32 protein-coding genes are annotated in these 25,520 nt (G+C 46.5%); 16 read left to right on the forward strand and 16 right to left on the reverse strand.

Annotated features, from left to right (window positions below):
• Positions 1–214 precede the first annotated feature (214 nt).
• From rpsQ to rpsL, 15 genes are all read right to left on the reverse strand, one after another.
• Complete coding sequence (gene rpsQ / locus H8K36_RS15275) at positions 215–487, reverse strand: 30S ribosomal protein S17 (RefSeq protein ID WP_186917409.1); 273 nt, start codon at positions 485–487, stop codon at positions 215–217.
• Complete coding sequence (gene rpmC / locus H8K36_RS15280) at positions 487–678, reverse strand: 50S ribosomal protein L29 (RefSeq protein WP_186917408.1); 192 nt, start codon at positions 676–678, stop codon at positions 487–489. Before rpmC ends, rpsQ begins: the two co-directional genes overlap by 1 nt.
• Positions 679–690: 12 nt before the next feature.
• The gene (gene rplP, locus H8K36_RS15285) at positions 691–1,110 is read right to left on the reverse strand and encodes a 50S ribosomal protein L16 (RefSeq protein WP_186917407.1); all 420 of its coding nucleotides are present in this window, start codon (positions 1,108–1,110) and stop codon (positions 691–693) included.
• 2 nt (positions 1,111–1,112) lie between these two features.
• Positions 1,113–1,943 carry a 30S ribosomal protein S3 gene (rpsC, locus tag H8K36_RS15290; RefSeq protein ID WP_186917406.1) on the reverse strand — a complete coding sequence of 277 codons (831 nt, stop codon included), beginning with the start codon at positions 1,941–1,943 and terminating at the stop codon, positions 1,113–1,115.
• 9 nt (positions 1,944–1,952) lie between these two features.
• Entirely contained in the window at positions 1,953–2,282 is a 330-nt protein-coding gene (gene rplV, locus H8K36_RS15295; RefSeq protein WP_186892585.1) for a 50S ribosomal protein L22, read from the reverse strand.
• Position 2,283: 1 nt separating this feature from the next.
• Complete coding sequence (gene rpsS, locus H8K36_RS15300) at positions 2,284–2,559, reverse strand: 30S ribosomal protein S19 (protein ID WP_186917405.1); 276 nt, start codon at positions 2,557–2,559, stop codon at positions 2,284–2,286.
• Between the two features lie 10 nt (positions 2,560–2,569).
• Positions 2,570–3,397 (reverse strand): 50S ribosomal protein L2, encoded by an 828-nt coding sequence (gene rplB / locus H8K36_RS15305; RefSeq protein ID WP_186917404.1) that lies wholly within the window; start codon positions 3,395–3,397, stop codon positions 2,570–2,572.
• A gap of 2 nt (positions 3,398–3,399) precedes the next feature.
• Positions 3,400–3,714 (reverse strand): 50S ribosomal protein L23, encoded by a 315-nt coding sequence (gene rplW / locus H8K36_RS15310; RefSeq protein WP_186917403.1) that lies wholly within the window; start codon positions 3,712–3,714, stop codon positions 3,400–3,402.
• Entirely contained in the window at positions 3,711–4,334 is a 624-nt protein-coding gene (gene rplD / locus H8K36_RS15315; RefSeq protein WP_186917402.1) for a 50S ribosomal protein L4, read from the reverse strand. Before rplD ends, rplW begins: the two co-directional genes overlap by 4 nt.
• A 3-nt stretch (positions 4,335–4,337) precedes the next feature.
• Positions 4,338–4,994, reverse strand: a complete 657-nt coding sequence (rplC, locus tag H8K36_RS15320) for a 50S ribosomal protein L3 (RefSeq protein WP_186917401.1) — start codon at positions 4,992–4,994, stop codon at positions 4,338–4,340.
• A gap of 230 nt (positions 4,995–5,224) precedes the next feature.
• The gene (gene rpsJ / locus H8K36_RS15325; protein WP_186892579.1) at positions 5,225–5,542 is read right to left on the reverse strand and encodes a 30S ribosomal protein S10; all 318 of its coding nucleotides are present in this window, start codon (positions 5,540–5,542) and stop codon (positions 5,225–5,227) included.
• A gap of 184 nt (positions 5,543–5,726) precedes the next feature.
• Complete coding sequence (tuf, locus tag H8K36_RS15330; protein ID WP_186914434.1) at positions 5,727–6,917, reverse strand: elongation factor Tu; 1,191 nt, start codon at positions 6,915–6,917, stop codon at positions 5,727–5,729.
• Between the two features lie 84 nt (positions 6,918–7,001).
• Complete coding sequence (gene fusA, locus H8K36_RS15335; protein ID WP_186917400.1) at positions 7,002–9,107, reverse strand: elongation factor G; 2,106 nt, start codon at positions 9,105–9,107, stop codon at positions 7,002–7,004.
• A 144-nt stretch (positions 9,108–9,251) separates the two neighbouring features.
• Entirely contained in the window at positions 9,252–9,722 is a 471-nt protein-coding gene (gene rpsG, locus H8K36_RS15340) for a 30S ribosomal protein S7 (protein WP_186917399.1), read from the reverse strand.
• A gap of 178 nt (positions 9,723–9,900) precedes the next feature.
• Positions 9,901–10,284, reverse strand: coding sequence for a 30S ribosomal protein S12 (rpsL, locus tag H8K36_RS15345; protein ID WP_186917398.1), 384 nt, complete (start codon positions 10,282–10,284; stop codon positions 9,901–9,903).
• Between the two features lie 464 nt (positions 10,285–10,748).
• Here rpsL and H8K36_RS15350 point away from each other — a divergent pair, with 464 nt between their 5' ends.
• The 9 genes from H8K36_RS15350 (at position 10,749) to H8K36_RS15390 (ending at position 20,058) form a co-directional block, all read left to right on the forward strand.
• Entirely contained in the window at positions 10,749–12,509 is a 1,761-nt protein-coding gene (locus H8K36_RS15350; protein ID WP_230404681.1) for a phosphoethanolamine transferase, read from the forward strand.
• Between the two features lie 103 nt (positions 12,510–12,612).
• Complete coding sequence (locus tag H8K36_RS15355; RefSeq protein WP_186917471.1) at positions 12,613–13,737, forward strand: MlaE family ABC transporter permease; 1,125 nt, start codon at positions 12,613–12,615, stop codon at positions 13,735–13,737.
• A gap of 17 nt (positions 13,738–13,754) precedes the next feature.
• Entirely contained in the window at positions 13,755–14,612 is an 858-nt protein-coding gene (locus H8K36_RS15360; RefSeq protein ID WP_186917396.1) for an ABC transporter ATP-binding protein, read from the forward strand.
• Positions 14,602–15,549: an MlaD family protein gene (locus H8K36_RS15365; RefSeq protein WP_186917395.1), complete on the forward strand. Its 948-nt coding sequence runs from the start codon at positions 14,602–14,604 to the stop codon at positions 15,547–15,549. The genes H8K36_RS15360 and H8K36_RS15365 overlap by 11 nt, the downstream gene beginning before the upstream one ends.
• Positions 15,550–15,607: 58 nt before the next feature.
• Entirely contained in the window at positions 15,608–16,255 is a 648-nt protein-coding gene (locus H8K36_RS15370; RefSeq protein WP_186917394.1) for an ABC-type transport auxiliary lipoprotein family protein, read from the forward strand.
• A gap of 83 nt (positions 16,256–16,338) precedes the next feature.
• Positions 16,339–17,451 carry a VanZ family protein gene (locus tag H8K36_RS15375; protein WP_186917393.1) on the forward strand — a complete coding sequence of 371 codons (1,113 nt, stop codon included), beginning with the start codon at positions 16,339–16,341 and terminating at the stop codon, positions 17,449–17,451.
• 79 nt (positions 17,452–17,530) lie between these two features.
• A complete protein-coding gene (gene nhaA / locus H8K36_RS15380) occupies positions 17,531–18,739 on the forward strand; it encodes a Na+/H+ antiporter NhaA (protein WP_186917392.1) in 1,209 nt (402 codons plus the stop codon).
• Between the two features lie 15 nt (positions 18,740–18,754).
• Positions 18,755–19,699, forward strand: coding sequence for an alpha/beta hydrolase (locus H8K36_RS15385; RefSeq protein WP_186917391.1), 945 nt, complete (start codon positions 18,755–18,757; stop codon positions 19,697–19,699).
• Positions 19,700–19,710: 11 nt separating this feature from the next.
• Positions 19,711–20,058, forward strand: coding sequence for a TfoX/Sxy family protein (locus H8K36_RS15390; protein ID WP_186917390.1), 348 nt, complete (start codon positions 19,711–19,713; stop codon positions 20,056–20,058).
• Positions 20,059–20,084: 26 nt separating this feature from the next.
• Here H8K36_RS15390 and H8K36_RS15395 read toward each other — a convergent pair whose 3' ends face one another.
• A complete protein-coding gene (locus H8K36_RS15395; protein WP_186917389.1) occupies positions 20,085–20,375 on the reverse strand; it encodes a hypothetical protein in 291 nt (96 codons plus the stop codon).
• Between the two features lie 215 nt (positions 20,376–20,590).
• Here H8K36_RS15395 and H8K36_RS15400 point away from each other — a divergent pair, with 215 nt between their 5' ends.
• The 7 genes from H8K36_RS15400 to lipA all read left to right on the forward strand — a co-directional run bounded on the left by H8K36_RS15400 (position 20,591) and on the right by lipA (position 25,411).
• Positions 20,591–20,908: a (2Fe-2S) ferredoxin domain-containing protein gene (locus H8K36_RS15400; protein ID WP_186917388.1), complete on the forward strand. Its 318-nt coding sequence runs from the start codon at positions 20,591–20,593 to the stop codon at positions 20,906–20,908.
• Positions 20,909–20,921: 13 nt separating this feature from the next.
• Positions 20,922–21,554, forward strand: coding sequence for an alpha/beta hydrolase (locus tag H8K36_RS15405; protein WP_186917387.1), 633 nt, complete (start codon positions 20,922–20,924; stop codon positions 21,552–21,554).
• Positions 21,555–21,589: 35 nt separating this feature from the next.
• Positions 21,590–22,756 (forward strand): D-alanyl-D-alanine carboxypeptidase family protein, encoded by a 1,167-nt coding sequence (locus H8K36_RS15410; RefSeq protein WP_186917386.1) that lies wholly within the window; start codon positions 21,590–21,592, stop codon positions 22,754–22,756.
• Positions 22,757–23,095: 339 nt separating this feature from the next.
• Positions 23,096–23,371, forward strand: a complete 276-nt coding sequence (locus H8K36_RS15415; RefSeq protein WP_186917385.1) for an HP0495 family protein — start codon at positions 23,096–23,098, stop codon at positions 23,369–23,371.
• 137 nt (positions 23,372–23,508) lie between these two features.
• Positions 23,509–23,751: a hypothetical protein gene (locus H8K36_RS15420; protein WP_186917474.1), complete on the forward strand. Its 243-nt coding sequence runs from the start codon at positions 23,509–23,511 to the stop codon at positions 23,749–23,751.
• A 15-nt stretch (positions 23,752–23,766) separates the two neighbouring features.
• Positions 23,767–24,414 (forward strand): lipoyl(octanoyl) transferase LipB, encoded by a 648-nt coding sequence (gene lipB / locus H8K36_RS15425; protein ID WP_222611244.1) that lies wholly within the window; start codon positions 23,767–23,769, stop codon positions 24,412–24,414.
• Between the two features lie 16 nt (positions 24,415–24,430).
• On the forward strand, positions 24,431–25,411 hold the full coding sequence (gene lipA / locus H8K36_RS15430; protein ID WP_186917384.1) for a lipoyl synthase: 981 nt from the start codon (positions 24,431–24,433) through the stop codon (positions 25,409–25,411).
• The last annotated feature ends 109 nt before the right edge of the window (positions 25,412–25,520 follow it).

Below are 25,520 nucleotides of genomic sequence, written 5' to 3' on the forward strand. Positions count from 1 at the left end.
AAATCTGTAGTCAGTCTTGGTCCCGCCAGCCAACCCACTTATTGTCGGACGCCTGTAAAACACAAGCAACAATGTACGAGTCAACCGATTAGGTGGACGATTTTTTAACCACTCTCGCAAGAAGCAGACGCGAGAGACATTTAAGCTGTCATTTGCAGCTAGTGCAAATGACAGCCCATCATTATTACATCAAAAAACGATTACTGCAACAACTTTATACGACTTGTGCAACTTGAATTACACGAGTCAATGTCCAGGCTTTCGTTTTAGAGATTGGACGGCCTTCTTGAATCTCTACTGTGTCGCCGGCTTTTGCTTGGTTAGCTTCATCGTGCGCATGGTATTTTGCTGTGCGAACAATGATCTTACCGTACAAAGGATGTTTAACGTGACGCTCAACCAACACGGTCACTGTTTTATCCATCTTGTCGGAAACAACCTTGCCAATCAATGTGCGCTTCAGTGCAACTTTAACTTGATCGTTCATTATTTGGCATCCTTCTGATTCATGACTGTTTTAACTCTTGCGATGTCACGACGTACTTTTTTGAGTTGTGAAGTGTTATTCAGTTGTTGCGTAGCGATTTGCATACGCAGGCTGAATTGAGCCTTCAACAATTCATTCAGTTCTTTCGTCAAAGCGGCTTGATCCTTGCCTTGGAGTTCAGATACTTTCATTTACAACTCCCCTTATTGGCCGACTTGACGTACGACGAACGTTGTCAATAACGGCAATTTCGCAGCAGCTAAGCGGAACGCTTCACGTGCCAACGATTCATCTACGCCATCCATTTCGTACAACATTTTGCCTGGTTGAATCTCGGCTACGTAGTACTCTGGATTACCTTTACCATTACCCATACGAACTTCAGCTGGCTTTTGGGAGATTGGTTTATCTGGGAAAATACGGATCCAGATACGGCCACCACGTTTGATATGACGAGTCATAGCACGACGTGCAGCTTCAATTTGACGCGCCGTAATACGACCGCGGCCAATTGCTTTCAAACCAAATTCACCGAAAGAGACTGCTGTACCGCGCTCATGGGAAATACCCTTGTTGCGGCCTTTTTGTTCCTTACGATATTTTCTGCGTGCTGGTTGCAGCATGATTATTCTCCTGCTTTCTCAGCTGATACTGCGCCGTCAGCTGCTTTTGTGCGAACACGTTTAGCTGCTGGTGCTGCACCAGTTGGAGTTTGACCTTCAGGGCGCTTTGCACGTGGACGGCTATTTGGTTTGCCATCTTCGCGACGTGGGCCACGACGTTTTTTGTCGTCTTCTGGTGCGGATTCGATTACTGGAGCATCGCCATTAGCTAAACGATCGCCTTTGTAAACCCAAACCTTAACGCCAATGATACCGTATGTCGTAGACGCTTCACTTGTACCGTAGTCGATATCGGCGCGCAATGTATGCAGAGGCACTCGGCCTTCGCGATACCATTCTTTACGTGCGATTTCGATACCGTTCAAACGACCACTAGACATGATCTTGATACCCTTAGCACCCAAACGCATTGCATTTTGCATCGCACGCTTCATTGCGCGACGGAACATAATACGTTTTTCGAGTTGCTGAGAAATAGAATCAGCGATCAATTGTGCATCGATTTCTGGCTTACGAATTTCTTCGATATTGACATGCACAGGCACGCCCATAATCTTCGCCAAATCCGCTTTCAAAGATTCGATATCTTCGCCTTTTTTACCGATTACAACACCTGGACGGGAGCTGTAAATAGTAATGCGTGCATTCTTAGCTGGACGCTCGATCAGGATGCGACCAACGGAAGCTTGCTTCAGTTTCTTCTTGAGGTATTCACGTACCTTCAAGTCTTCGCCCAGCATAGTGGCAAAATTTGTATTGCCAGCATACCAGCGAGAGGACCAATTACGAGTTACCGCAAGACGGAAACCGGTTGGGTGTATCTTCTGTCCCATCGTGACTCCTTAGTTACCAACAGTCACATAAATGTGACAGGATTGTTTAGAGATACGATCGCCGCGACCTTTTGCACGCGCTGTGAAGCGCTTCAAAATTGGTCCTTTTTCGACATAAATCGTCGTCACTTTCAATTCATCGATATCAGCGCCATCATTATGTTCGGCGTTAGCAATTGCTGACTCCAACACTTTCTTGATGATCGTTGCGCCTTTTTTCGGGCTGAAAGCTAAGATGTTTAGTGCTTGATCGACTTTCTTACCACGGATCAAGTCTGCAACCAAGCGACCTTTTTGCTCGGACAGACGTACACCCTTCAATATTGCTTTGGTTTCCATATTATCTCTTCGCTTTCTTATCCGCGATATGGCCTTTAAATGTGCGAGTCAATGCAAACTCACCCAATTTGTGACCTACCATGTTTTCAGAAACGTACACTGGTACGTGCTGCTTACCATTGTGCACAGCGATTGTCAGACCGATGAAATCAGGCATGATTGTCGAACGACGTGACCAAGTTTTGATTGGCTTTTTGTCTTTAGTTGCTTGCGCAGCTTCGACTTTCTTTACCAAATGGGCGTCACAAAACGGCCCTTTTTTAGCTGAACGTGTCATGTGTTACCCCTTATTTCTTGCCACGGCGTGAGACGATCATGGAAGTCGTACGCTTATTGCGACGTGTCTTCTTACCCTTAGTTTGCTGACCCCATGGAGAAACTGGATGACGTCCTGCTGCTGTCTTACCTTCACCACCACCGTGTGGGTGATCGATAGGATTCATGACAACACCGCGAACTGTTGGGCGAACACCGCGCCAACGCATCGCACCAGCTTTACCAATTTTACGGAGGTTATGCTCACCGTTACCGACTTCACCGATAGTTGCACGGCATTCGATATGGATACGACGCACTTCACCAGAGCGCAAGCGCACCTGAGCGTATGTACCTTCACGCGCCATCAACACAACACCAGCACCAGCAGTACGAGCAATCTGCGCACCCTTACCTGGCAACATTTCTACGCAGTGCATAGTTGTACCAACTGGGATATTGCGGATTGGTAAGCAGTTACCAGATTTGATCGGTGCTTGAGAACCGTTCATTACCTGATCACCAGCAGCCATACCTTTGGATGCAATGATGTATGCACGTTCGCCGTCCGCATAGCACAACAAAGCGATGTGCGCTGTACGGTTAGGATCGTATTCAATGCGTTCAACTTTCGCAGGAATACCATCTTTAGAACGTTTGAAATCAACTACACGATAGTGCTGCTTATGACCACCGCCGATATGGCGTGTAGTGATGTGACCGTTGTTGTTACGGCCAGCAGTTTTATTTTTCTTTTCCAACAGAGCAGCAAACGGACGGCCTTTATGCAAGCCTTCTGTTACCACTTTAACCATGCCACGACGACCTGGTGAGGTTGGCTTCATCTTAACGAGTGCCATGCTTATGCCCCCTCGGTAAAGTTAATTTCTTGACCTGGCTTCAAGCATACAAAAGCGCGTTTTGTATGATTGCGACGGCCATTAAATCTACCAGTACGTTTTTGTTTACCTAAGCGGTTAGCCACTTGAACAGATTCAACTTGAACCTTGAACAGCAACTCAACTGCAGCCTTGATTTCTGGCTTAGTTGCGTCTGGAGTAACCAAGAACACAACTTGTTCGTTTTTCTCTGCAACCATAGTTGCTTTTTCAGAGATCACCGGAGCCAGCAACACCTTCATCAGGCGTTCTTCACTATGCTTGATTGTTGCACTCATGCCAGCATCTCCTCAATCTTTGTCAAGGCCGCTTTTGTGATCAACACTTTCTTGTAGAAAACCAAAGAAACTGGATCAGCATAACGTGGCTCAACAACCAAAACGTTAACCAGATTGCGAGCAGCCAACATCAAGTTTTCGTTGAAATCTTCAGTAATCAACAAAACAGAATCCAACACACCCATTGCCTTCAATTTTTCGGACAAGAGTTTTGTTTTTGGCGCATCAACAGTCAAACTGTCAACAACATTCAAACGACCTTCACGTGCCAACTGAGACAAGATCGAGCAGATACCTGCGCGATACATCTTCTTGTTAACTTTGTGAGAGAAGTTCTCATCAGGAGAATTTGGGAAAGCGCGACCGCCTCCACGCCACAATGGAGAAGATGACATACCAGCACGAGCACGACCCGTACCTTTTTGACGCCATGGCTTCTTAGTTGTGTGGTGAACTTCGTCACGACCCAATTGTTTACGATTGCCGCTACGTGCATTCGCTTGGTAAGCAACAACAACTTGATGAATCAAAGCTTCGTTGTAATCGCGACCAAAAATAGTATCTGGCGCAGCAACGTTAGAAGCAGCTTGCCCTTCTGCGTTTAGGAGCTTCAGTTCCATAGATTAAGCCCCCTTCTTTGCTTTAACTTTAATGGCTGGAGATACAATCACCTGACCATTTTTCGCACCTGGAACAGCACCTTTCACCAACAACAATTGGCGATCAGCATCCACACGAGCGATAACGAGATTTTGCACAGTACGATTCACATCACCCAAGTGACCGGTCATACGCTTACCTGGGAAAACACGACCAGGATCTTGCGCCATACCGATAGAACCTGGTACGTTATGCGAACGGGAGTTACCATGCGTTTGACGACCAGAAGCGAAGTGATGGCGCTTGATAGTACCGGCATAGCCTTTACCAATTGTCACACCTTGCACGTCCACTTTTTGACCAGCTTCGAACAAACCTACAGGCACAACATCACCTGCTTTGAGTTCAGCAGCCTTAGCAGCATCAACACGGAATTCTTTTAAGACAGTACCAGCTTCCACACCCGCTTTTGCGAGGTGACCTGCAGCCGCTTTAGTTACACGGGATGCACGGCGCTGGCCGAAAGTTACCTGAACAGCAGAATAGCCATCTGTTTCAGGAGTTTTGATTTGTGTCACGCGGTTGTTTGACACATCTAATACTGTGACTGGAATTGAATCTCCATCATCAGTAAAGATGCGCATCATGCCAACCTTGCGACCAACTAGGCCCAAGCTCATTGTTTTCTCCATTCTCACCTACGATTGGGTGAGGCTGATGTTAAAAAACTTAAAAAATAGACAGGCGAAAGCCTAACTATATCTAAGCCTTCGATTGTAACCCGAAAATTTTTCACTTACAAGACAAATTTGTTTGAAAAACGAAAAATTTATGGTATGTCTGATTTTCAGGGAATTTAGTGATCAGAAAGTTATTTTCAAATCACCAAAATCCTGACGGGGTAAAACGATTATTGCAATTTGATTTCTACGTCAACGCCAGCTGGCAAGTCGAGCTTCATCAAAGCGTCAACAGTTTTATCTGTTGGATCAACGATATCCATCAAACGCTGATGCGTACGGATTTCGAATTGATCACGGGATGTTTTGTTGACATGCGGGGAACGCAAAACGTCAAAACGTTGAATACGTGTTGGCAAAGGAACTGGACCTTTAACAACAGCACCTGTGCGCTTCGCTGTTTCAACGATTTCGAGTGCAGATTGATCGATCAACTTGTAGTCGAACGCTTTCAAGCGAATACGAATTTTTTGATTTGCTGTAGACATAATATCTTCCAAAAGAACGAGCCACGATCACAATAATCTCTTATTACGTGTGGCATTTTTAACAAAGAACGAATACTAAAAAATCGGCTGTCTCACTAAAAAGTGAGACAGCCGACTAGTGTACACCAATTTTTGAGGTTTTCTCAAAATTCTGAAGGAATTTCCCTCAGAATCTCAAAAGTTATTACTCAATAATTTTAGCAACAACGCCAGCACCTACTGTACGACCACCTTCACGGATAGCGAAGCGCAAGCCTTCTTCCATCGCGATCGGGTTGATCAATTTTACAGTGATAGATACGTTATCACCTGGCATAACCATTTCTTTATCCTTCGGCAACTCGATCGAACCAGTTACGTCCGTTGTACGGAAGTAGAACTGTGGACGGTAGTTGTTAAAGAATGGTGTATGACGACCACCTTCATCTTTAGACAAAACGTAGATTTCGCCTGTGAAGTGGCTATGTGGCTTGATTGAACCTGGTTTCGCCAAAACTTGACCACGTTGGATATCTTCACGTTTTGTACCGCGCAACAACACACCTACGTTGTCGCCTGCTTGACCTTGGTCGAGCAATTTACGGAACATTTCAACACCAGTACATGTTGTTTTTACTGTATCTTTAATACCAACGATTTCGATCTCTTCGCCGACTTTAACGATACCGCGCTCAACACGACCAGTAACAACCGTACCACGACCAGAGATGGAGAACACGTCTTCCACTGGCAACAAGAATGTACCGTCAACTGCGCGTTCTGGTGTTGGGATGTAAGAATCCAAAGCATCAGCCAATTTCATGATCGCTTCTTCGCCCAATGGACCTTTGTCGCCTTCGAGCGCCAATTTTGCAGAACCTTGGATGATTGGCAAATCGTCGCCTGGGAATTCGTATTTAGACAACAACTCACGAACTTCCATTTCAACCAATTCCAACAACTCAGCGTCATCAACCATGTCGCATTTGTTCAAGAATACGATGATGTATGGAACACCAACTTGGCGAGCCAACAGGATGTGCTCACGTGTTTGTGGCATTGGACCGTCTGCTGCGGAGCAAACCAAGATCGCGCCGTCCATCTGAGCAGCACCAGTAATCATGTTTTTAACATAATCAGCATGGCCTGGGCAGTCAACGTGAGCGTAGTGACGTGCAGCTGTTTCGTATTCTACGTGTGCTGTGTTAATTGTAATACCACGTGCTTTTTCTTCTGGAGCTGCGTCGATCTCGTCGTATTTCTTCGCTTCACCACCGAATTTCGCAGACAATACTGTCGCGATCGCTGCTGTCAATGTAGTTTTACCGTGATCAACGTGACCAATTGTGCCGACGTTAACGTGCGGCTTGGTGCGTTCGAACTTACCTTTTGCCATTTTATTCTTCCTTCAAAAAGAACGATTAGATTAATTACCCATCCCACTCACACGATGTAAGAGAGACGGGATTTCCGATTTAAATTACTTAGCTTTAGACGTAACGATTGCGTCGATAACGTTCTTAGGCGCTTCAGAGTAGTGCTTAAATTCCATAGAATAAGTAGCACGACCTTGAGTTGCTGAACGCAAGGATGTTGAGTAACCAAACATCTCAGACAATGGAACTTCAGCTTTGATGATCTTGCCGCCACCGCCAGCGATCTCATCCATACCTTGAACCATACCGCGACGTGAGGACAAATCGCCCATCACTGTACCAGCGTAGTCTTCTGGTGTTTCCACTTCAACCGCCATCATTGGCTCCAAGATGACTGGACTTGCTTTACGGCAGCCATCTTTAAACGCCATCGAACCCGCCATACGGAACGCGTTTTCGTTGGAGTCGACGTCATGGTATGAACCGAAGAACAATGTGACTTTAACGTCAACCACTGGGTAACCAGCCAACACACCAGAAGTCAATGTTTCACGAACACCTTTTTCAACTGCTGGGATGTATTCGCGTGGAACTGTACCGCCTTTGATCGCGTCAACAAATTCAAAGCCTTTACCTGGTTCTTGCGGTTCGATCTTCAATACTACGTGACCATATTGACCACGACCACCAGATTGCTTAACGAACTTACCTTCGATTTCTTCACATGTTTTGCGAATTGTTTCGCGGTACGCAACTTGTGGCTTACCAACTGTCGCTTCCACGTTAAATTCACGCTTCATACGGTCAACGATAATATCCAGATGCAACTCACCCATACCAGCGATAATTGTCTGACCTGATTCTTCGTCAGTACGTACGCGGAAAGATGGATCTTCAGCTGCCAAACGATTCAACGCCAAGCCCATTTTCTCTTGATCAGCCTTAGTTTTTGGCTCAACCGCTTGAGAAATAACTGGCTCTGGGAACACCATACGCTCCAAGACAACAATTGCTTTGTCGTCACAGAGTGTGTCACCAGTTGTCGTTTCTTTCAAGCCAACAACAGCAGCAATATCACCCGCCATCATTTCTTTGATTTCTTCACGTTGGTTCGCATGCATTTGAACCAAACGACCGATACGCTCTTTCTTACCTTTAACAGAATTGAATACACTGTCACCGGAATTCAAAGTACCAGAGTAGCAACGGATAAAGCACAATTGACCAACGAACGGATCTGTTGCGATCTTAAATGCCAAAGCGGAGAATTTTTCATCATCTTTAGCTTCGCGAACTACTGGCTCATCATCTTCATTCAAACCTGGAACTGGTGGAATATCCAATGGCGATGGCAAGTACTCAACAACCGCATCCAACATCGCCTGAACACCCTTGTTCTTAAATGCAGTACCGCACATCATAGGAACGATTTCAGAAGCGATTGTACGTTGACGCAATGCTTTCTTGATTTCAGCTTCAGACAAATCACCTTCTTCAAGGTATTTGTTCATCAATTCTTCACTGGCTTCAGCAGCTGCTTCGACCATGTTTTCACGCCATTTTTTAGACTCTTCCAACAAGTTCGCTGGGATATCTTGGTATTCAAACTTCATACCTTGAGATGCCACATCCCAGATGATCGCTTTCATTTTTACCAAATCGATCACGCCTTCAAACTGGTCTTCAGCACCGATAGGTACTTGCAAAGGCACTGGATTTGCCTTCAAACGAGCACGCATTTGATCGTACACTTTGAAGAAGTTCGCGCCAGTACGGTCCATCTTGTTGACGAATGCCAAACGTGGGACTTTGTACTTGTTAGCTTGACGCCAAACTGTTTCTGACTGAGGTTGAACGCCACCAACTGCACAGTAAACCATGCAAGCGCCGTCCAATACACGCATAGAACGTTCAACTTCGATTGTGAAGTCAACGTGGCCTGGTGTATCGATGATGTTAATGTGATGCGGAGCGAAGTTATTCGCCATACCACTCCAGAAGCATGTAGTCGCTGCTGAAGTAATAGTAATACCGCGCTCTTGCTCTTGCTCCATCCAGTCCATGGTAGCCGCGCCATCATGCACTTCACCAATCTTATGATTTACACCGGTGTAGAACAAAACGCGCTCGGTAGTGGTAGTTTTACCAGCATCAATGTGAGCCGAAATACCGATATTGCGGTAGCGCTCAATGGGGGTCTTACGGGCCATAGCTAATCCTAAATCTTTTAATGGACAAAACCGAGCGCAATATTCTTCATGAAATTACGCCCGGCCTGATTCAATATACGTACCAAAACCATTGCAAACAAAACACACAATGGTCTCTCACAATTGCTTTTAAAGCTCTTACTCTTAGAAGCGGAAGTGGGAGAAGGCTTTGTTGGCTTCAGCCATACGATGCACTTCATCACGTTTCTTCATCGCACCGCCACGACCTTCAGCGGCTTCCAACAATTCACCAGCCAAACGTTGTGGCATGGATTTTTCGCTACGCTTGTTAGCCGCTTCACGCAACCAACGCATAGACAAAGCCAAGCGACGAACTGGACGAACTTCAACAGGCACTTGATAGTTAGCGCCACCAACACGGCGAGATTTAACCTCGACCAATGGCTTAGCATTGTTAATTGCCAATGCAAACACTTCCAATGGATCTTTACCAGATTTGGATTGGATGTGGTCAAACGCGCCATAGATAATGCCTTCAGCAACAGACTTCTTGCCAGACAACATCAACACGTTAACAAACTTAGAGACTTCTACATTACCGAACTTTGGATCCGGCAAAATGTCCCGTTTCGGGACTTCACGACGACGTGGCATTTCAATTCCTTTCAATCTTCAGTTGAGCGGCCGATAACAACTTATCAACGCCCGCGGTAAGCCATCATAGCCACCACTTACTCGGCTCATTCGAGACCGACACCTTTCCGAATTACGGAGATTTTACTTAGGTTAATTTACAAGCAAATTACAAAGAATCTTTTAGTGGACTAAAAAATTACTTCTTAACTGCTTTAGCGCGCTTAGAACCATATTTGGAACGAGCTTGCTTACGGTCTTTAACGCCTTGAGTATCCAAAGCACCGCGAACCATGTGATAACGCACACCCGGCAAATCCTTAACACGACCACCGCGAATCAAAACTACGCTGTGTTCTTGCAAGTTATGGCCTTCACCGCCGATATACGAAATAACTTCGAAACCGTTGGTCAAGCGTACTTTGGCAACTTTACGCAAAGCCGAGTTAGGCTTTTTTGGAGTTGTCGTATAAACGCGTGTACATACACCACGTTTTTGCGGGCTGTTTTCCAGCGCCGGAGATTTGCTCTTAACCACTGCGGAAACGCGTGGTTGGCGAATCAGTTGATTGATGGTTGGCATCGTTTTTAATCCAACAAAATACAACGTTAAACACACGCCCGGAAACGGTTGCCCGGGCACTTAATAAATCTATATAGATCCTTGATTACTCAGGGATTCTCGACTGCCTATTAACCACACTCAGCCCATTTGACTAAGACGCAGCAATAAACCATATAAAATCGAGAACTCGCGAGTGTACACCTCATATTCCGACAAAGTCAACGAAAATCAGTGGAAACAACAACTTAGCGCTTGCGCTCAAAGAAAAATTGCTCAAATTTTAAACAAACAACTCATGGGTTTGTGCTTATTTCGGGTCGAAATCTATTGCAACGCAGCATAATTCAGACTGGAAATGTTTCAAAGCGCAAGAGAAATGCTTTATATTGGTGTTGCTATTTTGACTGCCTCACTCCCTGATGTTTACAAGCCCATCCCATTCTCGGCATTTTTTGCTGGTCAGCTATCTGCTTCTCAGTGCCATGCCTCTTCTCGCGTGGTTTAATGGCAAAGAGTTAAGTCACCCCGGGCGACTAGTGGTCTATGAATTGCTCGCTTGGACCGTCCTCTGGGCATGCTTTAAGTCACCTCGCTGGTTTCATCTCGCGCTTTTTCCTGCTTTTCTAGCCGCGCCGATTGAGATTTATTTACGCCTTTACTACAACCAAGGGATATCCACTCATCATTTGGGCATCATTACGGAAACCAGCCCTAAAGAGGCTGCTGAGTTTTTGGGAAATAAAATTTGGTTGTTGCTTCTAGTTATTGTTTTTATATTGGGGTGGTGGGTGGCCCTATGGCGCGCGGCGAAGAAATCGCCCGAATTAAGCTGGAACCACTGGTCTCGTTGGATTGTGACCGGTATTTTTATGTTGGCAATGGGGCCTTGGCTTCTCGGCCAGTACTTTGGGATCGCGAGTGCGTCAACGATCGAAAGCGCTACTCAATCTTCGCCGCAGCGATTGACTTCGGCTCGTAATTGGTCGCACCTCAAGGCTTGGGCCGATGAACACGAACCACTGCCGTCTTGGGCAGAGGCACTCTACGACGAGGAAACTTTCAGCAAAAGTTGGCCACTCGGTATCTTTGCTCGCGGCTATGACTATGTTGTTGAGCGACGCTATCTAAACAAATTGAGTGAAAAAAATCGCGAGTTCCGCTTCAAGGCCAAACAAGCACCTGGCAATGATTTTCAACAAACTATCGTGGTAGTCATCGGCGAATCCTCGCGCTACGATCGCTGGAGTATTAATGGTTATGAGCGCGAAACCAACCCCTACTTAAGCCAAGAAGAGAATCTCGTCAGTTTTAGTGATATGGTCAGTGCAGTCGCAGCCACACGACTGTCGGTACCTATTATCACGACCCGTAAGCCAGCCGCGCAGAGTCTAAAGGCTGGCTTCGCTGAAAAGTCCTTTCTCAGCGCTTATAAGGAAGCAGGCTTTAAAACGTTTTGGATTTCCAATCAAATGAGTTTCGGGCAATTTGACACCCCAACCTCAGTCATTGCAAAAGAAGCCGACGTTACCCAGTTTTTAAATTTGGGTGGATTCACCAACACTTCAAGTTATGATCAAGTCCTTTTGCAACCATTGCAAAATGCATTGGAGGATGCTGCCCCCAATAAACTGATTGTCTTACATACCCTCGGCAACCATTGGAACTATAGTCATCGGCACCCTAAAGAATACGATAAATGGAAACCATCGCTATTTGGGGTCTCCAATCCTGCCTATACCAATCTCAAAAACAAACAACTTATCAGCAATAGTTATGACAACTCTCTTTTGTATATGGATTGGGTGCTTGCACGTGCCATTACACAGCTCAAGGGATTGCCACACATGAGTGCACTGTTCTATGTATCTGACCACGGCCAAACCCTCTACGACGGTAGTTGCAATCTAGCCTTCCACGGGCACAATACACAATTTGAATTTCACGTACCGGCTTTCGTTTGGTACTCCGATCAATACGCCGCTCAGCACCCACAGAAGATTACTCAACTCAAACAACACCAGCATGAAAAATTGTCGACAGAAAATGTCTTTCATTCTTTACTCGACATGGTGGATATTCGCTATCCCGATGAAAAGCTCGATCGCAGTATCTTTAGTGACCAACTAAGGTTTCATACTCGTTATGTCGATAGCTACGGTTGGAGCGATTACGATAACGCCACTTTTAAAGGGGATTGTCGAGAGGTGATCGATTTAAAAGAGCCACTCCCCCAAGAGAAATAGACGACGAAAGTCGCCCTTCGGCTTTGCAACAGACCACTTGATGATTCACAAGCGGACGCGATCTTTCTTTGCTGACAAGCACTTTCTCCCTTACACTAACGGCATGCAACGCCAGCTTCCTCCTGCGCTCTGTCTCGCAGACAATCCTAAACTTACTGCACGCCTTAGTGGCGCGTGGCTAGCTGATTTATTGTCGGACGATTTGATCGCCGCAGCACTAGCGCAATCGCTTGCAGAAACTCGCCAGCATCAGGAACTCTATTGGGATTTATCCTCCCTGACCGCACTCGACTACATTGGTGCGCAGATGTTGTGGCAAGCATGGGGCAAGCAGATCCCAGCGCATTTAAATATGCCAACGCAATTTGCTGCGCTTTTTCGACGCTTAGAAGAAGTGAGTCAAATCGCGATCCCTGTCCCCCTCAAACAAACTGGTTTGCCGATGGGACGCCTAGGGCAGTTGTCACTGAATTTCGCGCTACACATGATAGGTATCACCGAGTTACTCGGTCGTTTTATCCTAGACTTGTGTCAATTCATTCGTCATCCTTTGAAAGGTCCGTGGAAAGAAATATCGGCCAATATTTATCGCACCGGCTACCAGGCACTGGCTATCACAGCCTTAGTTGGTCTACTCATTGGTGTCGTGCTCTCCTATCTATCAGGACAACAATTACGCAATTATGGCGGCGATCTATTTATCGTTAATTTGCTCGGTGTAAGCATTATTCGCGAACTTGGCCCCATGTTGGCGGCGATTCTGATCGCCGGGCGCTCTGGCTCTGCCATCACGGCGCAACTCGGTGTGATGAAGGTGACAGAAGAACTTGATGCCATGCGCGTCATGGGCATCCCCATAGGCTTCCGCTTAATCATGCCTAAAGTTTTAGCGCTCGCTTTTACGATGCCGATGATTGTGATCTGGACCGACATCATGGCTTTAATTGGTGGTGCTATTTCTGCACAAGTCATTCTCGATATGTCGCCAGGCTTCTTCCTGCATAAACTTCCTGATGCGGTAAGTTTAGGCAACTTCTGGATTGGGTTGGGAAAAGGCGTCGTCTTCGGCATTTTGATTGCGATGATTGCCTGCCACTATGGTTTACGGATTAAGCCGAATACCGAAAGCCTTGGGCAAGGCACGACAAGTTCGGTCGTCGTATCGATTACCACGGTAATCATTGCGGACGCCATTTTTGCTATCGTCTTTAGCCAAGTCCCTTATTAGTGAAAAAGATCTCGTCCATGCAACAGGAAGCCATCATCGAAATTGAACATCTGCGCAGCCAATTTGGGCGCACGGTGATTCACGACGATCTCAACCTAAACGTGTATCGCGGCGAAATATTTTCCATCGTCGGCGGCTCTGGGTCTGGCAAAACCGTATTAATGCGTCAAATGCTGGGTTTGGAAGTACCTAAGCAAGGAATTATTCGGGTCTTTGGCGATAATATTCATGAGCCCAAAGAACATCATTTAGAACATTTACGCAGACGTTCTGGCATGCTGTTTCAACACGGTGCGCTTTATTCGGCACTCAATGTGATCGAAAACGTGATGCAACCCTTGCGTGAACTAGGCACATTGTCAGACTCCCTCATAGAAGATATCGCTTATCTCAAACTTCATATGTCGGGTATTAGCTTTGAGCACGCTAAGAAAATGCCTTCTGATTTATCCGGCGGCATGATTAAGCGAATTGCGTTAGCAAGAGCGATCGCACTCGATCCAGAACTTCTATTTTTAGACGAGCCTACCGCCGGTCTTGACCCAGATAGTTCAGACGGTTTTGTCGACTTGATCCGCGCGCTACATGAAGAACTACATTTGACGGTGGTTATGGTGACGCACGACTTAGACACCCTGTTTGCACTCTCTTCGCGGATTGGAGTGATTGCCGATAAAAAGTTTATTGCGATCAATACACCTGAAGAAGTAGCGAAGGTCAAACACCCATTTATTGAAACCTATTTTGGTGGGGGGCGTGGGGTACGCGCCATGGGAGCACTCCCACCTCGCGTCAGTCAAAATTTAAATGAAATCAATGCGACAACGATATCGAGCAACATCTTGTCCGCACAAGGAGAAACGCATGGAAAGTAAATCTCATGCACTAATTGCCGGCGTGTTTGCCATTATCTTACTAGCCCTCGCCGTTTTACTCGGCATGTGGCTAGGCAAAGACGAAATCAAAAAGACGCCCTACACGATTGCCACCACACTTAAAGTATCTGGCCTCAACGTGCAGGCTGCCGTGCGCTATAAAGGAATCAAAGTGGGTAAAGTCACTGATATCGATTTCGACCCCAAAAAGCCAGGACAGCTTCTACTAAATTTAGATGTAGTCTCCGACACCCCAATTACACAATCCACCTATGCTACATTGGGCTATCAGGGCGTTACTGGCATTGCCTACATCGAGCTTGATGATGACGGCAGCAAACCTGGTCCAATTGCTAGAGACCCAGAACTGGGCGCACTGATTCCACTACGTCCTGGGCTTTTGCAAGAAATTGAAAAACGCGGCATGGTGATCTTGGGGCAAACAGAGGAAATTAGTCAGCGACTCAATAGCCTGCTCGACAAAGAAAATCGCCAATCATTAACAAACACCATCAAACAAATCGGCAAGACTGCTGAGGCGTTTGAGGCCCTACCAGCAAAACTAGATCCTGTACTTAACGGCTTACCCCAAACAATCGCAAAGGCACAAGAAGGATTTCAATCTTTCAAACAGTTTTCCGATAACGCGAAAAATACGAGTACGAATCTCAATAATTTGATTCAAAGCATACAAGCAGAGAATGGAAGCTTGGCCAAACTTGGTCGTACCGTCGATCAACTCGGCACAACCCTCAATAGCGAGACACTTCCCAATATTCATAGCCTGACACAAGAGGCGAGGAGTAGTCTGCGTAGTGTCAATCGCGTCACCGACAATTTAAGTGAAAGACCTCAAAGCATATTGTTTGGGAATAAAGCGATCGCGCCAGGCCCTGGCGAGCCTGGATTTAATAGTGGTAGCGTTGGAAACAAGTAGCCAGCGCCTTCCAGCGTAAAAACTCCGCCATGCCAGTTAAATGAATAGAGAATATCTTATGACGAACCGTCCATTCCATTCCAACAAGCGAGCTCGCATCAGCTTAATTCACTCTAGTTTAGTAGCGCTACTTCTGCTTTTGGCGGCTTGCGCCACAAGCAATACCACACAAAGTTTCGACTTTGGTCCTGGTGTAGCAACGTCCAAAAGCTCGACACTTGAACTGAAAAATGTGAAATGGGTCATTACCAATATTCAAGTACCCGACAGCCTTGACGGCAACGCTATGCTGTACCGACTCAACTATGAAAACCCGCTAGCACTGAAACCATACGCTCACAGCCGCTGGAGCGCGTCACCGGCACAGCTTCTCAATCTACGTCTGAAGCAAGCCATCAATCAGGCTGGCGGCGCGGGCTTATCTGCGAGCGATGGCATCAAAGATGTCCCGCTGTTACGAATCGAGCTCGATGAATTTGCGCAGCACTTCAGTACTCCACAACGCAGTCAGGCGCATATCCAATTGCGGGTTGGCTTGGTCTATAAAAATAATTTGCTAGCGCAAAAGTCTTTTTCTAGCGAAGTCGATGCCAATACCGCTGATGCAAAAGGTGGCGCGATTGCGATGAGCCATGCCAGCGACCAAATTATTCAAAAGATCCTGCAATGGGCGCAACAAGAACAACAATCCGCTAAAATACCGTGATACGTTTTACGATCATCAGCGCCACTCGATGGCTAGCGGGATAATCGTATCCCACACTCAAAATTAGCAATCGCAATTTGCACATGACTTCTGTCGAGCCTAGCGCTTCACCATTCTCTCGAGCATGCTTAGTTGCGTACACCGTGCTGATTATCTACGCGAGTTGCTACCCTTTTTCTGGTTGGCAGTTTGAAACTCTTGCGGCTTACCTCGATCAAATTCAAGAATGGCCACATTATTGGATTCGCTTCGATATTTTGATTAATGTCATTGGCTACATACCGTTCGGTGTTCTGATCGTCTTTTCGTGCTATCCCAAAATATCAAGAACTTGGTCGATTCCGCTCGCCCTGTTGTGCGGTTTGCTCCTCAGTTTTTGCATGGAGAGCTTGCAATTTTTGCTCCCAAGCCGAGTCACTTCTTTGCTCGATATCGTGACCAACAGTTCGGGCGCATTGATAGGCGCACTGATTGGTGCTGCAGTAACGCCTGCTATCCTTGATAATGGCAAACTCAATAGCTTGCGATCAAACTGGCTATGGCGAGAATCGCCGCGAGAAATCGTCATCATCGGACTGTGGCCACTCGCACAAATTTTCCCGCAGGCTTTCTTGTTTGGCCATGGTCAAGTGCTCAATCTCTTATCGCAAGCTGCCGAAACTTATTTGGACATTAGCATCGACTTTAGTGCCATACTCCGCCAAGGCGTTGAGCTTTCAGCCGAGCTCTACCTTATTTCCGAAGCAATCATTACAGCCTGCGGTTGTGCTGGCGCGATATTGTTTGCACTCTCTTTATTGAACCGACATGCCCCTAAATTTAGATTATCTAGCTTAATTTTATTGGGTGGTCTGTGTATCAAAACCCTAGCAAGTGCCCTCATGTTTGGGCAAGAAAATGCCTTCGCTTGGCTAACTCCTGGGGCACAAGGTGGCATCATGATTGGCATTTTGATGTTGTATGGGTTTTCATTCGCCCCTAACCATGCACAACGTCGACTCAGTATTCTATTGCTGTTGATTAGTCTCGTTTTAGTCAACCTGATTCCGAGTAACCCTTACTTTCTCAACACTTTACAAAATATGGTGCAGGGAAAAATGTTGAATTTTTATGGAGCAGCGCAATTCCTTGCAATTGCTTGGCCTTTCAGCGCAATTTGGTACCTAAGCAAACCCCATCGTCCGAAGTCAAATTAAATTGTTTTTTCTCTGTTACGATTGCACTTGGCGCCCGAAGTAATTAGGGCACATAATTTGCCTCATCCACGGAAACACTATGACGAAACAAGAATTCGCCCAACCACAAACTAGCCTCCAAAGACTTTCTTCGACATTCGAGGCATTTGTGAACTCAGAAAAGAGTAGTGGCATTATTTTGATTCTATGTACGCTGATCTCACTCATGCTCACAAACCTCTGGTTAGGGCAAAGCTATATCGATTTCTGGCAACAGAAATTTGCAGGCCTTAGTTTAGAGTTGTGGATTAATGATGCGCTCATGGCAGTGTTTTTCCTCTTAATCGGCTTGGAATTGGAGCGTGAGCTGTACAGCGGGGAACTTTCAAGTTTTAAGAATGCTTTACTACCGATCATTGCAGCAGTTGGTGGCACGCTCGCTCCTGCTGCGATTCACTTTGCGATGAACAAAGGACTACCAAGCCAAGCAGGCATTGGCATCCCGATGGCAACCGACATTGCCTTTGCGCTAGGCGCATTAGCTTTACTCGGCTCACGGATTCCACCAGCGCTCAAAGTGTTTGTGGTGGCGTTTGCGGTCATCGATGATCTTTGCGCCATTATCATCATCGCCTTGTTTTACACTGCCCAAGTAAAATTAATTTATCTTGGTGCTGCATTGGCGATTTGGTTCGTGCTCGTGTTTCTAAATCGACGACTTCGCATCATGCATTTAGCGCCGTATCTAATCGGTGGCGTTGCCATGTGGACCTGTATGTTGCTGTCAGGAGTGCATGCTACGATCGCCGGCGTGATGTTAGCCTTTGCGATTCCATACTCAGCAAAAGACAATGACAGCAGCTCCCCCTCGCATCAGCTCGAACATGCGCTCCATAAGCCGGTCGCTTTTTTGATCTTGCCGATTTTCGCCCTGGCCAACACTGCCATCGTGATTGGTGCTGACTGGATGGATCAACTCGGCAGCGCGAACAGCGTGGGAATTATTTCTGGATTAATCATAGGCAAAACTCTAGGTATCGTCTTATTTTGTATCTTGGCCGTGAAGCTCAAGTGGTGCAGTCTGCCCGCAGAACTGAAGTGGCAACACATTATTGGCGCTGGCATGCTCGGCGGCATCGGCTTTACGATGTCCATCTTCATTACAAATCTCGCCTTTAGTGGCCAAGCAAATTTAATTAATGCCTCGAAGATGGCAATTATGGTTGCGTCATTGGGAGCGGGCTTACTTGGCCTCATTTGGCTCGCCTTGTTTTGCAAGCCAACCCCTGATCTATCTGAGCAAGCCTAACCCGGAGAAAATCACATGGTTCAACGGCGACAAATATTGGCTGCTGGCTTATCTTTCGGCTTGCTGGGATCGATATCCGTCACTCACGCTGCACCACAAGCGGGTGGACGTTTTGTTGACATTGAGTCCTTTCCTAGTCAGTTCATTACACCAAGAAAGGTCAGAATCTGGTTACCTCCCGACTACAACGAACAAGAGCGGTATGACAGCTTGTACATGCACGACGGGCAGAATTTATTTGAACCTGCAGCCTCCTTTGCCCATGGAGCATGGGAGGTTGACAAACATCTGGTAGCGTTAAGAGCAGCCAATGCGATTCGTCCGACAATCGTCGTTGCGATCTGGAATGGTCAAAGCTACCGTTCCCGGGAATATGGCCCACAAGAACCGATAGAAACACTCTCTCCAGCACTTCAAGCGCGCATCCCTAGGCCAAGTGCAGATGGCGGGACGAGCCCACAGGCTGATGCCTATATCAAATTTATTGCCGAAGAGTTGGTGCCATATATAGACCAACATTTTCCAACGATTGCCAAGCACGATCACCGTTTTTTAATGGGCTCAAGCATGGGTGGATTGATCTCACTATATGCCTTATCCAAATATCCCTCACTCTTCGGTGGAGCAGGCTGTCTGTCGATTCATTGGATTATCGCGACCAATCCTCAACTGACCACACCTCCCGATCGCACGAGTCTCGCCACCATCGCGCGAAGCTATCGCACATGGCTGCAGCAACATTTGCCAGCCGCTGGCCAGCATAAAATTTATTTCGACCATGGCGACCAAGGGCTAGACGCGCTATATGGCGAGCACCAACAGCAGATAGACCAACTCATGCGTGAAAAGCACTACCAGCAGGATAAAGATTGGGTCACACGTTATTTCGCAGGCGCTGATCACAACGAACGCGCTTGGCGCGCTCGCCTAGCTGAACCGCTACGCTTTCTATTGAAATAAGGTAACGAAGTATGGCGACCGATATCAGTTTTGTAGAGTTTATTGTCGACCAATGCCGCCATGCAGGTGCAGTGCGCTACAAGAAAATGTTTGGCGAATACGCATTATATTGCGACGATAGAGTCGTCGCCTTCCTCTGTGACAATCAGTTTTTTCTTAAACCTCATCCACAGTTGAAAGCAATGCTTGATAGCGTCAACGAAGCACCGCCCTATCCGGGGGCTAAAAACTATTACCTTTTAAGTGACGAACTCGACCAGCCTCAACAATTAGTTGCTTTAATCAGGCAAGCTGCGACGCTTTTTCCTGCAACAAAACCAAAAGTAAGTAAAAGAGCCAATAAGAGCGACAGTAAATAGCTGCTGCTAGCTTGGTCTAAATAAAGCTACTTAGCCTCTTCTATCGCTTTTTCTTGAGCATCTAAGGCTTTCTTTTGTGCTTCTGCCGCCTTCTTCATCTCTTCTTCGAGCTTCTTAGCATCATCCAGGGTTTTCCTTGATTGCTCGGCAATTTTAAATAATGGTTCTTCTGGCGACGCGGCTTTCTTGCCTTCTACGTTTGCGCTCGTAGACTCACCGCCCTCTGTCTTCACTGGCTCACTATGCTTTTTACAAGCACTTAAGCTCAAACTTAAACTGAGGATCAAAGCTGTAAAGAATGAACATAAACGTAACATTTTGACTCCAAAACCAGAAAGTGAGTGAAACTCTTGCAGTACCGATCAACTATCGCCCGAATCTTATAAACGAATATTTAGAAGTCAGCACTGCCGCCCTTTGCTAATCGTTGTATCATAGCGCCTGCATTGACTTGGCTGCATTTTTTTCAAGAAAAACCTGCTGCTATTTCCACAGAATGTTTGATTGAAGCACACCACCTAGATTTTCTCTCATGTCGGAATCCCTTTATTTTAAAAAACACGTGTTCTTCTGCATGAATGAACGCGATGATGGTCGCTCATGTTGTGCACATCGCGGGGCACAAGCGGCGCAAGAGCATGCAAAACGTCGTATCAAACAGCTCGACCAAAACGGTGCAGGTAAAATTCGCATTAACAAGGCAGGTTGCCTAGATCGTTGCGATGATGGCCCAGTGCTCGTTGTCTATCCGCAAGGCACTTGGTACACCTATGTCGATCAAAGCGATATTGATGAAATCATCGAGGTCGATTTGATTGGCGGTGGTGTAGTGGAACGTTTAAAAGTTTGATGCGCGATAAGCTATGAACGTACAAAGCAAAAGTTTTCTGATTCAAGGCGCTGCCGGCAATATCCAGTGCGCGCTAAATTTACCAGATGCCGAATTATTCCCGCAACTCAAGGGCCTAGCCCTAGTAGCGCATCCGCACCCACTGTTCGGCGGCACGATGGAAAATAAAGTGGCGCAAACACTCGCACGTACTTTTGTCAGCCTCGGCTACGTCACAGTGCGCATGAACTTCCGCGGAGTTGGTCAATCGGAAGGCGTGCATGATGCTGGCATAGGCGAAACTGATGATATGGAAACCCTGCTTAAGCATATGCGACAGGAGTATCCCGATTTACCTTTAGTCTTAAGCGGCTTTTCCTTCGGTACTTTTGTGCAGTCACGCTTACATCAACGCTTGAACGAAGCTGGCGTCGCAGTGCAAAGATTAGTATTGGTCGGCGCTGCCGCAGGCAAATGGGCGATGCCGGATATTCCTGCAGATACGATTCTAATTCACGGCGAACTCGATGACACGATTCCTCTACAAGCGGTGTTTGATTGGTTGCGCCCACAAGATATTCCGGTTGTCGTCATCCCTGGCGCTGACCATTTTTTTCACAAACGTCTGCCACATATCAAAAAAATTGTGACCGACTTGTGGACCTGATTTCCCATTCGATTTTCTCTTGAGTTTTACGCATAATGAAAAAATTTCTCTCCTCACTCTTGATCGCCTTTTCCAGCAGCGCAGTGTTACTCGGCAGCTTTGAGGTTCAAGCACAAAGTTTGCCTAAACCGATTATTGCTGCCAAATCGTGGGTTCTTTTGGACGCCACGAGTAATCAGGTCATCGATTCTGAGAATGCCAATTTACAGATTGAACCAGCATCCTTGACCAAAATCATGACCGCCTATTTGGTATTCAATGCCCTCAAGGAAAAACGCTTGGATTTAGCGCAGCAAGTAACGGTTTCAACACGAGCTTGGAAAGTCGACGCAAGTAGCTCCAAAATGTTTATCGACCCAGCTACGCCGGTGAGTATTAACGACTTACTATTTGGCTTGATCGTTCAATCTGGCAATGATGCCTCTGTCGCCTTAGCCGAAGCTGTCGCCGGTAGTGAAGATGCTTTCGTAGTGCAAATGAATCGCGAAGCGGCGAGATTGGGTATGAAGTCTACGCGTTACGCCAACTCCCATGGCTTACCTAGCCCAGATAACTTCTCCACCGCCAGTGATCTTGCGTTGCTGGCTTCGCGTTTAATTCTCGACCATCCTGAATTCTACAAAACCTATTACTCCACCAAGAGTTTTACTTATAACAAAATCACCCAAGCCAACCGCAATCGCTTGTTGTGGCTAGACCCAACGGTCGACGGTATGAAAACAGGTCATACTGAATCTGCGAAGTATTGCTTAATCTCCTCAGCGATTCGTCCGAACGGTAGCGGACAACGTCGTTTGATTTCTGTTGTAACAGGAACAGACAGCGACCAAGTTCGCGCGCAGGAAAGTTTGAAACTTTTAAACTGGGGTTTCTTGAATTTTGATACCGTAAAACTGTATGCGAAAGATCAGGCTGTCGATACTCCAGAAGTGTGGAAAGGTAGCCAAGGCAAAGTCAAAATCGGTTTTACTCAGGATTTATATGTCACTTTACCTAAGGGCAGCGCTGCACGTTTGAAACCGGCATTGGAGCGCAAAGATCCATTGGTCGCACCGATCGACAAAAACAGCAAAATTGGTACGATGAAGATGATGCTAGATGGCAAACCCGTTGTGGAATTCCCCGTCGTCGCCTTAGAGCAAGTGAGTCAAGCAAGTATTTTTGGCCGAGCTTGGGATTCGATTCGTCTATTGTTCAAATAAAAGAGCAAGCGGATAAATCCAGAATATTAAGGTGCCTGACTGAACACTCCGTCAGGCATTTTTTTATCTGAAGTTTTTTATGCCATTAGCAGACCGCCAATTCCTATTTGATAAAGCCTATTTTATGGTCAAAGGAGCATGTTTACTTGCGTATCCGGGTGCTCTGCCTCACACTATTGCTATTCCACGTTTGATCCCCATTTGAGATTAAAGCTTCGCATTTGCTTTCAGTAATCTCAACTCTTGGCTAACGCTTGCACACTCAACATACCTCAACAGTCTGATTTCTATTTGAGCGCGCTGCAATCAAACATTCTCTTTTTACAAAATTTTTTAAATATGCAACACATTCCACCAGAGCAAAGCCTGATCGAATATCCATGCGATTTCCCTATCAAAGTGATGGGAGTGATGCAGGATTCCTTCGCCCAAACCATCGTTGAGGTCGTCATGATTCACGACCCGACTTTCCATGCGGGTAAATTGGAAATGCGCCCATCAAGCAAAGGTAACTACCTCGCACTAACGATTACCATTCGTGCGATCCATCGCGAACAATTGGACAATATCTATCGCGCGCTGTCATCACACCCTATGGTTAAAATGGTGCTGTAAATCTTGCAGTAATTAACAGCGACAGTCTTTACCCTTATCGCGAAGGGTGAGGGCAGCAAAACACTTGTGACAAAAATAAGCAGCACAGCGGTGTGTATTTATCGCAAAATCACGCACCTTCGCTTGGGACATGCATTGTGGAAAACCCTTCATCTGAATTACTAGAAAAATTGCAGAGTATCGTCGAGCGCCAGAAGCCCGATGCGCGCTTTGTCATTATGGCGCCGATGTTAGGACTCGACACACAGAGCTTCGACCGCTTGGCTACTTCTTGGCTACAGCAAGGTGGCCCGGGCTTTCTGGTCGATGGCATTCCTTTTCGCAAAGTAATTGATGGCCAGTTTTATATACAAAGACTGACAGTGCGTCGTCTAGCGTGATCGAGGGTAAGTATCTTGGATAATCAAATTATCGTCCGCTATCGTGGCCAAGAAGACTATCAAAAGAGTTTCGATGCGATGCGCACCTTTACTGACGCTCGCGATGAACACAGCGCAGACGAATTATGGATCGTTGAACATCCCCCTGTATTTACGCTTGGCCTCGGCGCTGATCGTTCGCATGTGCTGGCAGCGCATGATATTCCTGTCATACAAACTGATCGCGGTGGCGAAGTGACCTTCCACGGCCCCGGGCAAGTCGTCATTTACTTGATGATAGACCTACGCCGCCGGCACACCAAAGGCCGTTTGTTCGCTAGAGAATTCGTGTTTAAGATAGAACAAGCGGTGATTGATACCCTTCAGGCGTATAATATCGTCGGTGAACGCGTCGAAGGTGCGCCTGGAATTTACCTCAAAGAAGGTCAATGGCAAGGTGCAAAAATCGCCGCGCTGGGCTTAAAAGTACGCGCCAATGGATGCACTTATCATGGTGTTTCTTTGAATGTCGCCATGGATTTAAGCCCTTTCTCTTGGATTAATCCTTGTGGTTACAAAGGCTTGGCTACCATCGATATGCAAACCCTAGGCGTAAACGCGCCATTGAATCAAGTCCAACACGCGCTGGCACAACGCTTACAACATTTATTGACCGTCGTTTAATTCGTTTTAATCTGCTATGACTACCGAAAATACACCGCTCGCTGACAATACCAACTACGACCCGACTGAAAAGCAAAAGGGCGCGAGCAAAACTTCTCGTATTCCGATCAAGATTGTGCCTGCAGAACGCTTGCCTAAGCCAGATTGGATTCGGGTTAAAGCAGGTTCACCAACGACACGTTTCTACGAAATCAAAGATATTTTGCGTGCAAATAAATTGGTAACCGTCTGCGAAGAAGCGACCTGCCCCAATATCGGCGAATGCTTTGGTAAAGGCACAGCAACCTTTATGATCATGGGTGATAAGTGCACGCGTCGTTGCCCATTCTGTGATGTTGGCCACGGCCGTCCAGATCCCCTCGATGAGAATGAACCGCTGAATCTGGCGAAGACAATTGCAGAACTGCGCTTGAGCTATGTCGTCATCACCTCCGTCGATCGCGATGATTTACGAGACGGCGGTGCTGCGCATTTCGCTGAATGCATCAAGAAGATTCGTGAACTATCGCCGTCAACACGCATCGAAATTTTGACTCCAGATTTCCGTGGCCGCATGGATCGTGCTTTAGAAATCTTGAACATGGCACCTCCTGATGTGATGAATCACAATCTGGAAACAGCACCACGCCTCTACAAAGAAGCGCGTCCAGGTTCTGACTACGAATATTCTTTAAGCCTACTCAAACGCTTCAAAGAACAGCATCCAAATGTACCGACGAAATCCGGCATCATGGTTGGCCTCGGTGAAACCGATGAAGAAATTTTGCAAGTCATGCGCGACATGCGCGCTCACAATGTTGACATGCTCACCATCGGCCAATATCTGGCACCAAGTGGTCACCACCTGCCAGTACGTCGTTACGTTCACCCTGACGTTTTCAAAATGTTCGAAGAAGAGGCATACAAAATGGGCTTCGCTCATGCGGCTGTCGGTGCGATGGTGCGCTCAAGCTACCATGCAGATCAACAAGCACATGGCGTGGGTACAGAAAAATAGACTTCCACCATTCTCAACATTAAAAAAGCGAGTAGATCAAACTACTCGCTTTTTTATTAAGTGTTCCTTTACATGCCAATTTACACGAAAAATTTCGGTAAATTTACAC

Origin of the sequence: Affinundibacterium nitidum (assembly GCF_014284155.1) — a bacterium.
GTDB lineage: Bacteria > Pseudomonadota > Gammaproteobacteria > Burkholderiales > Burkholderiaceae_D > Undibacterium > Undibacterium nitidum.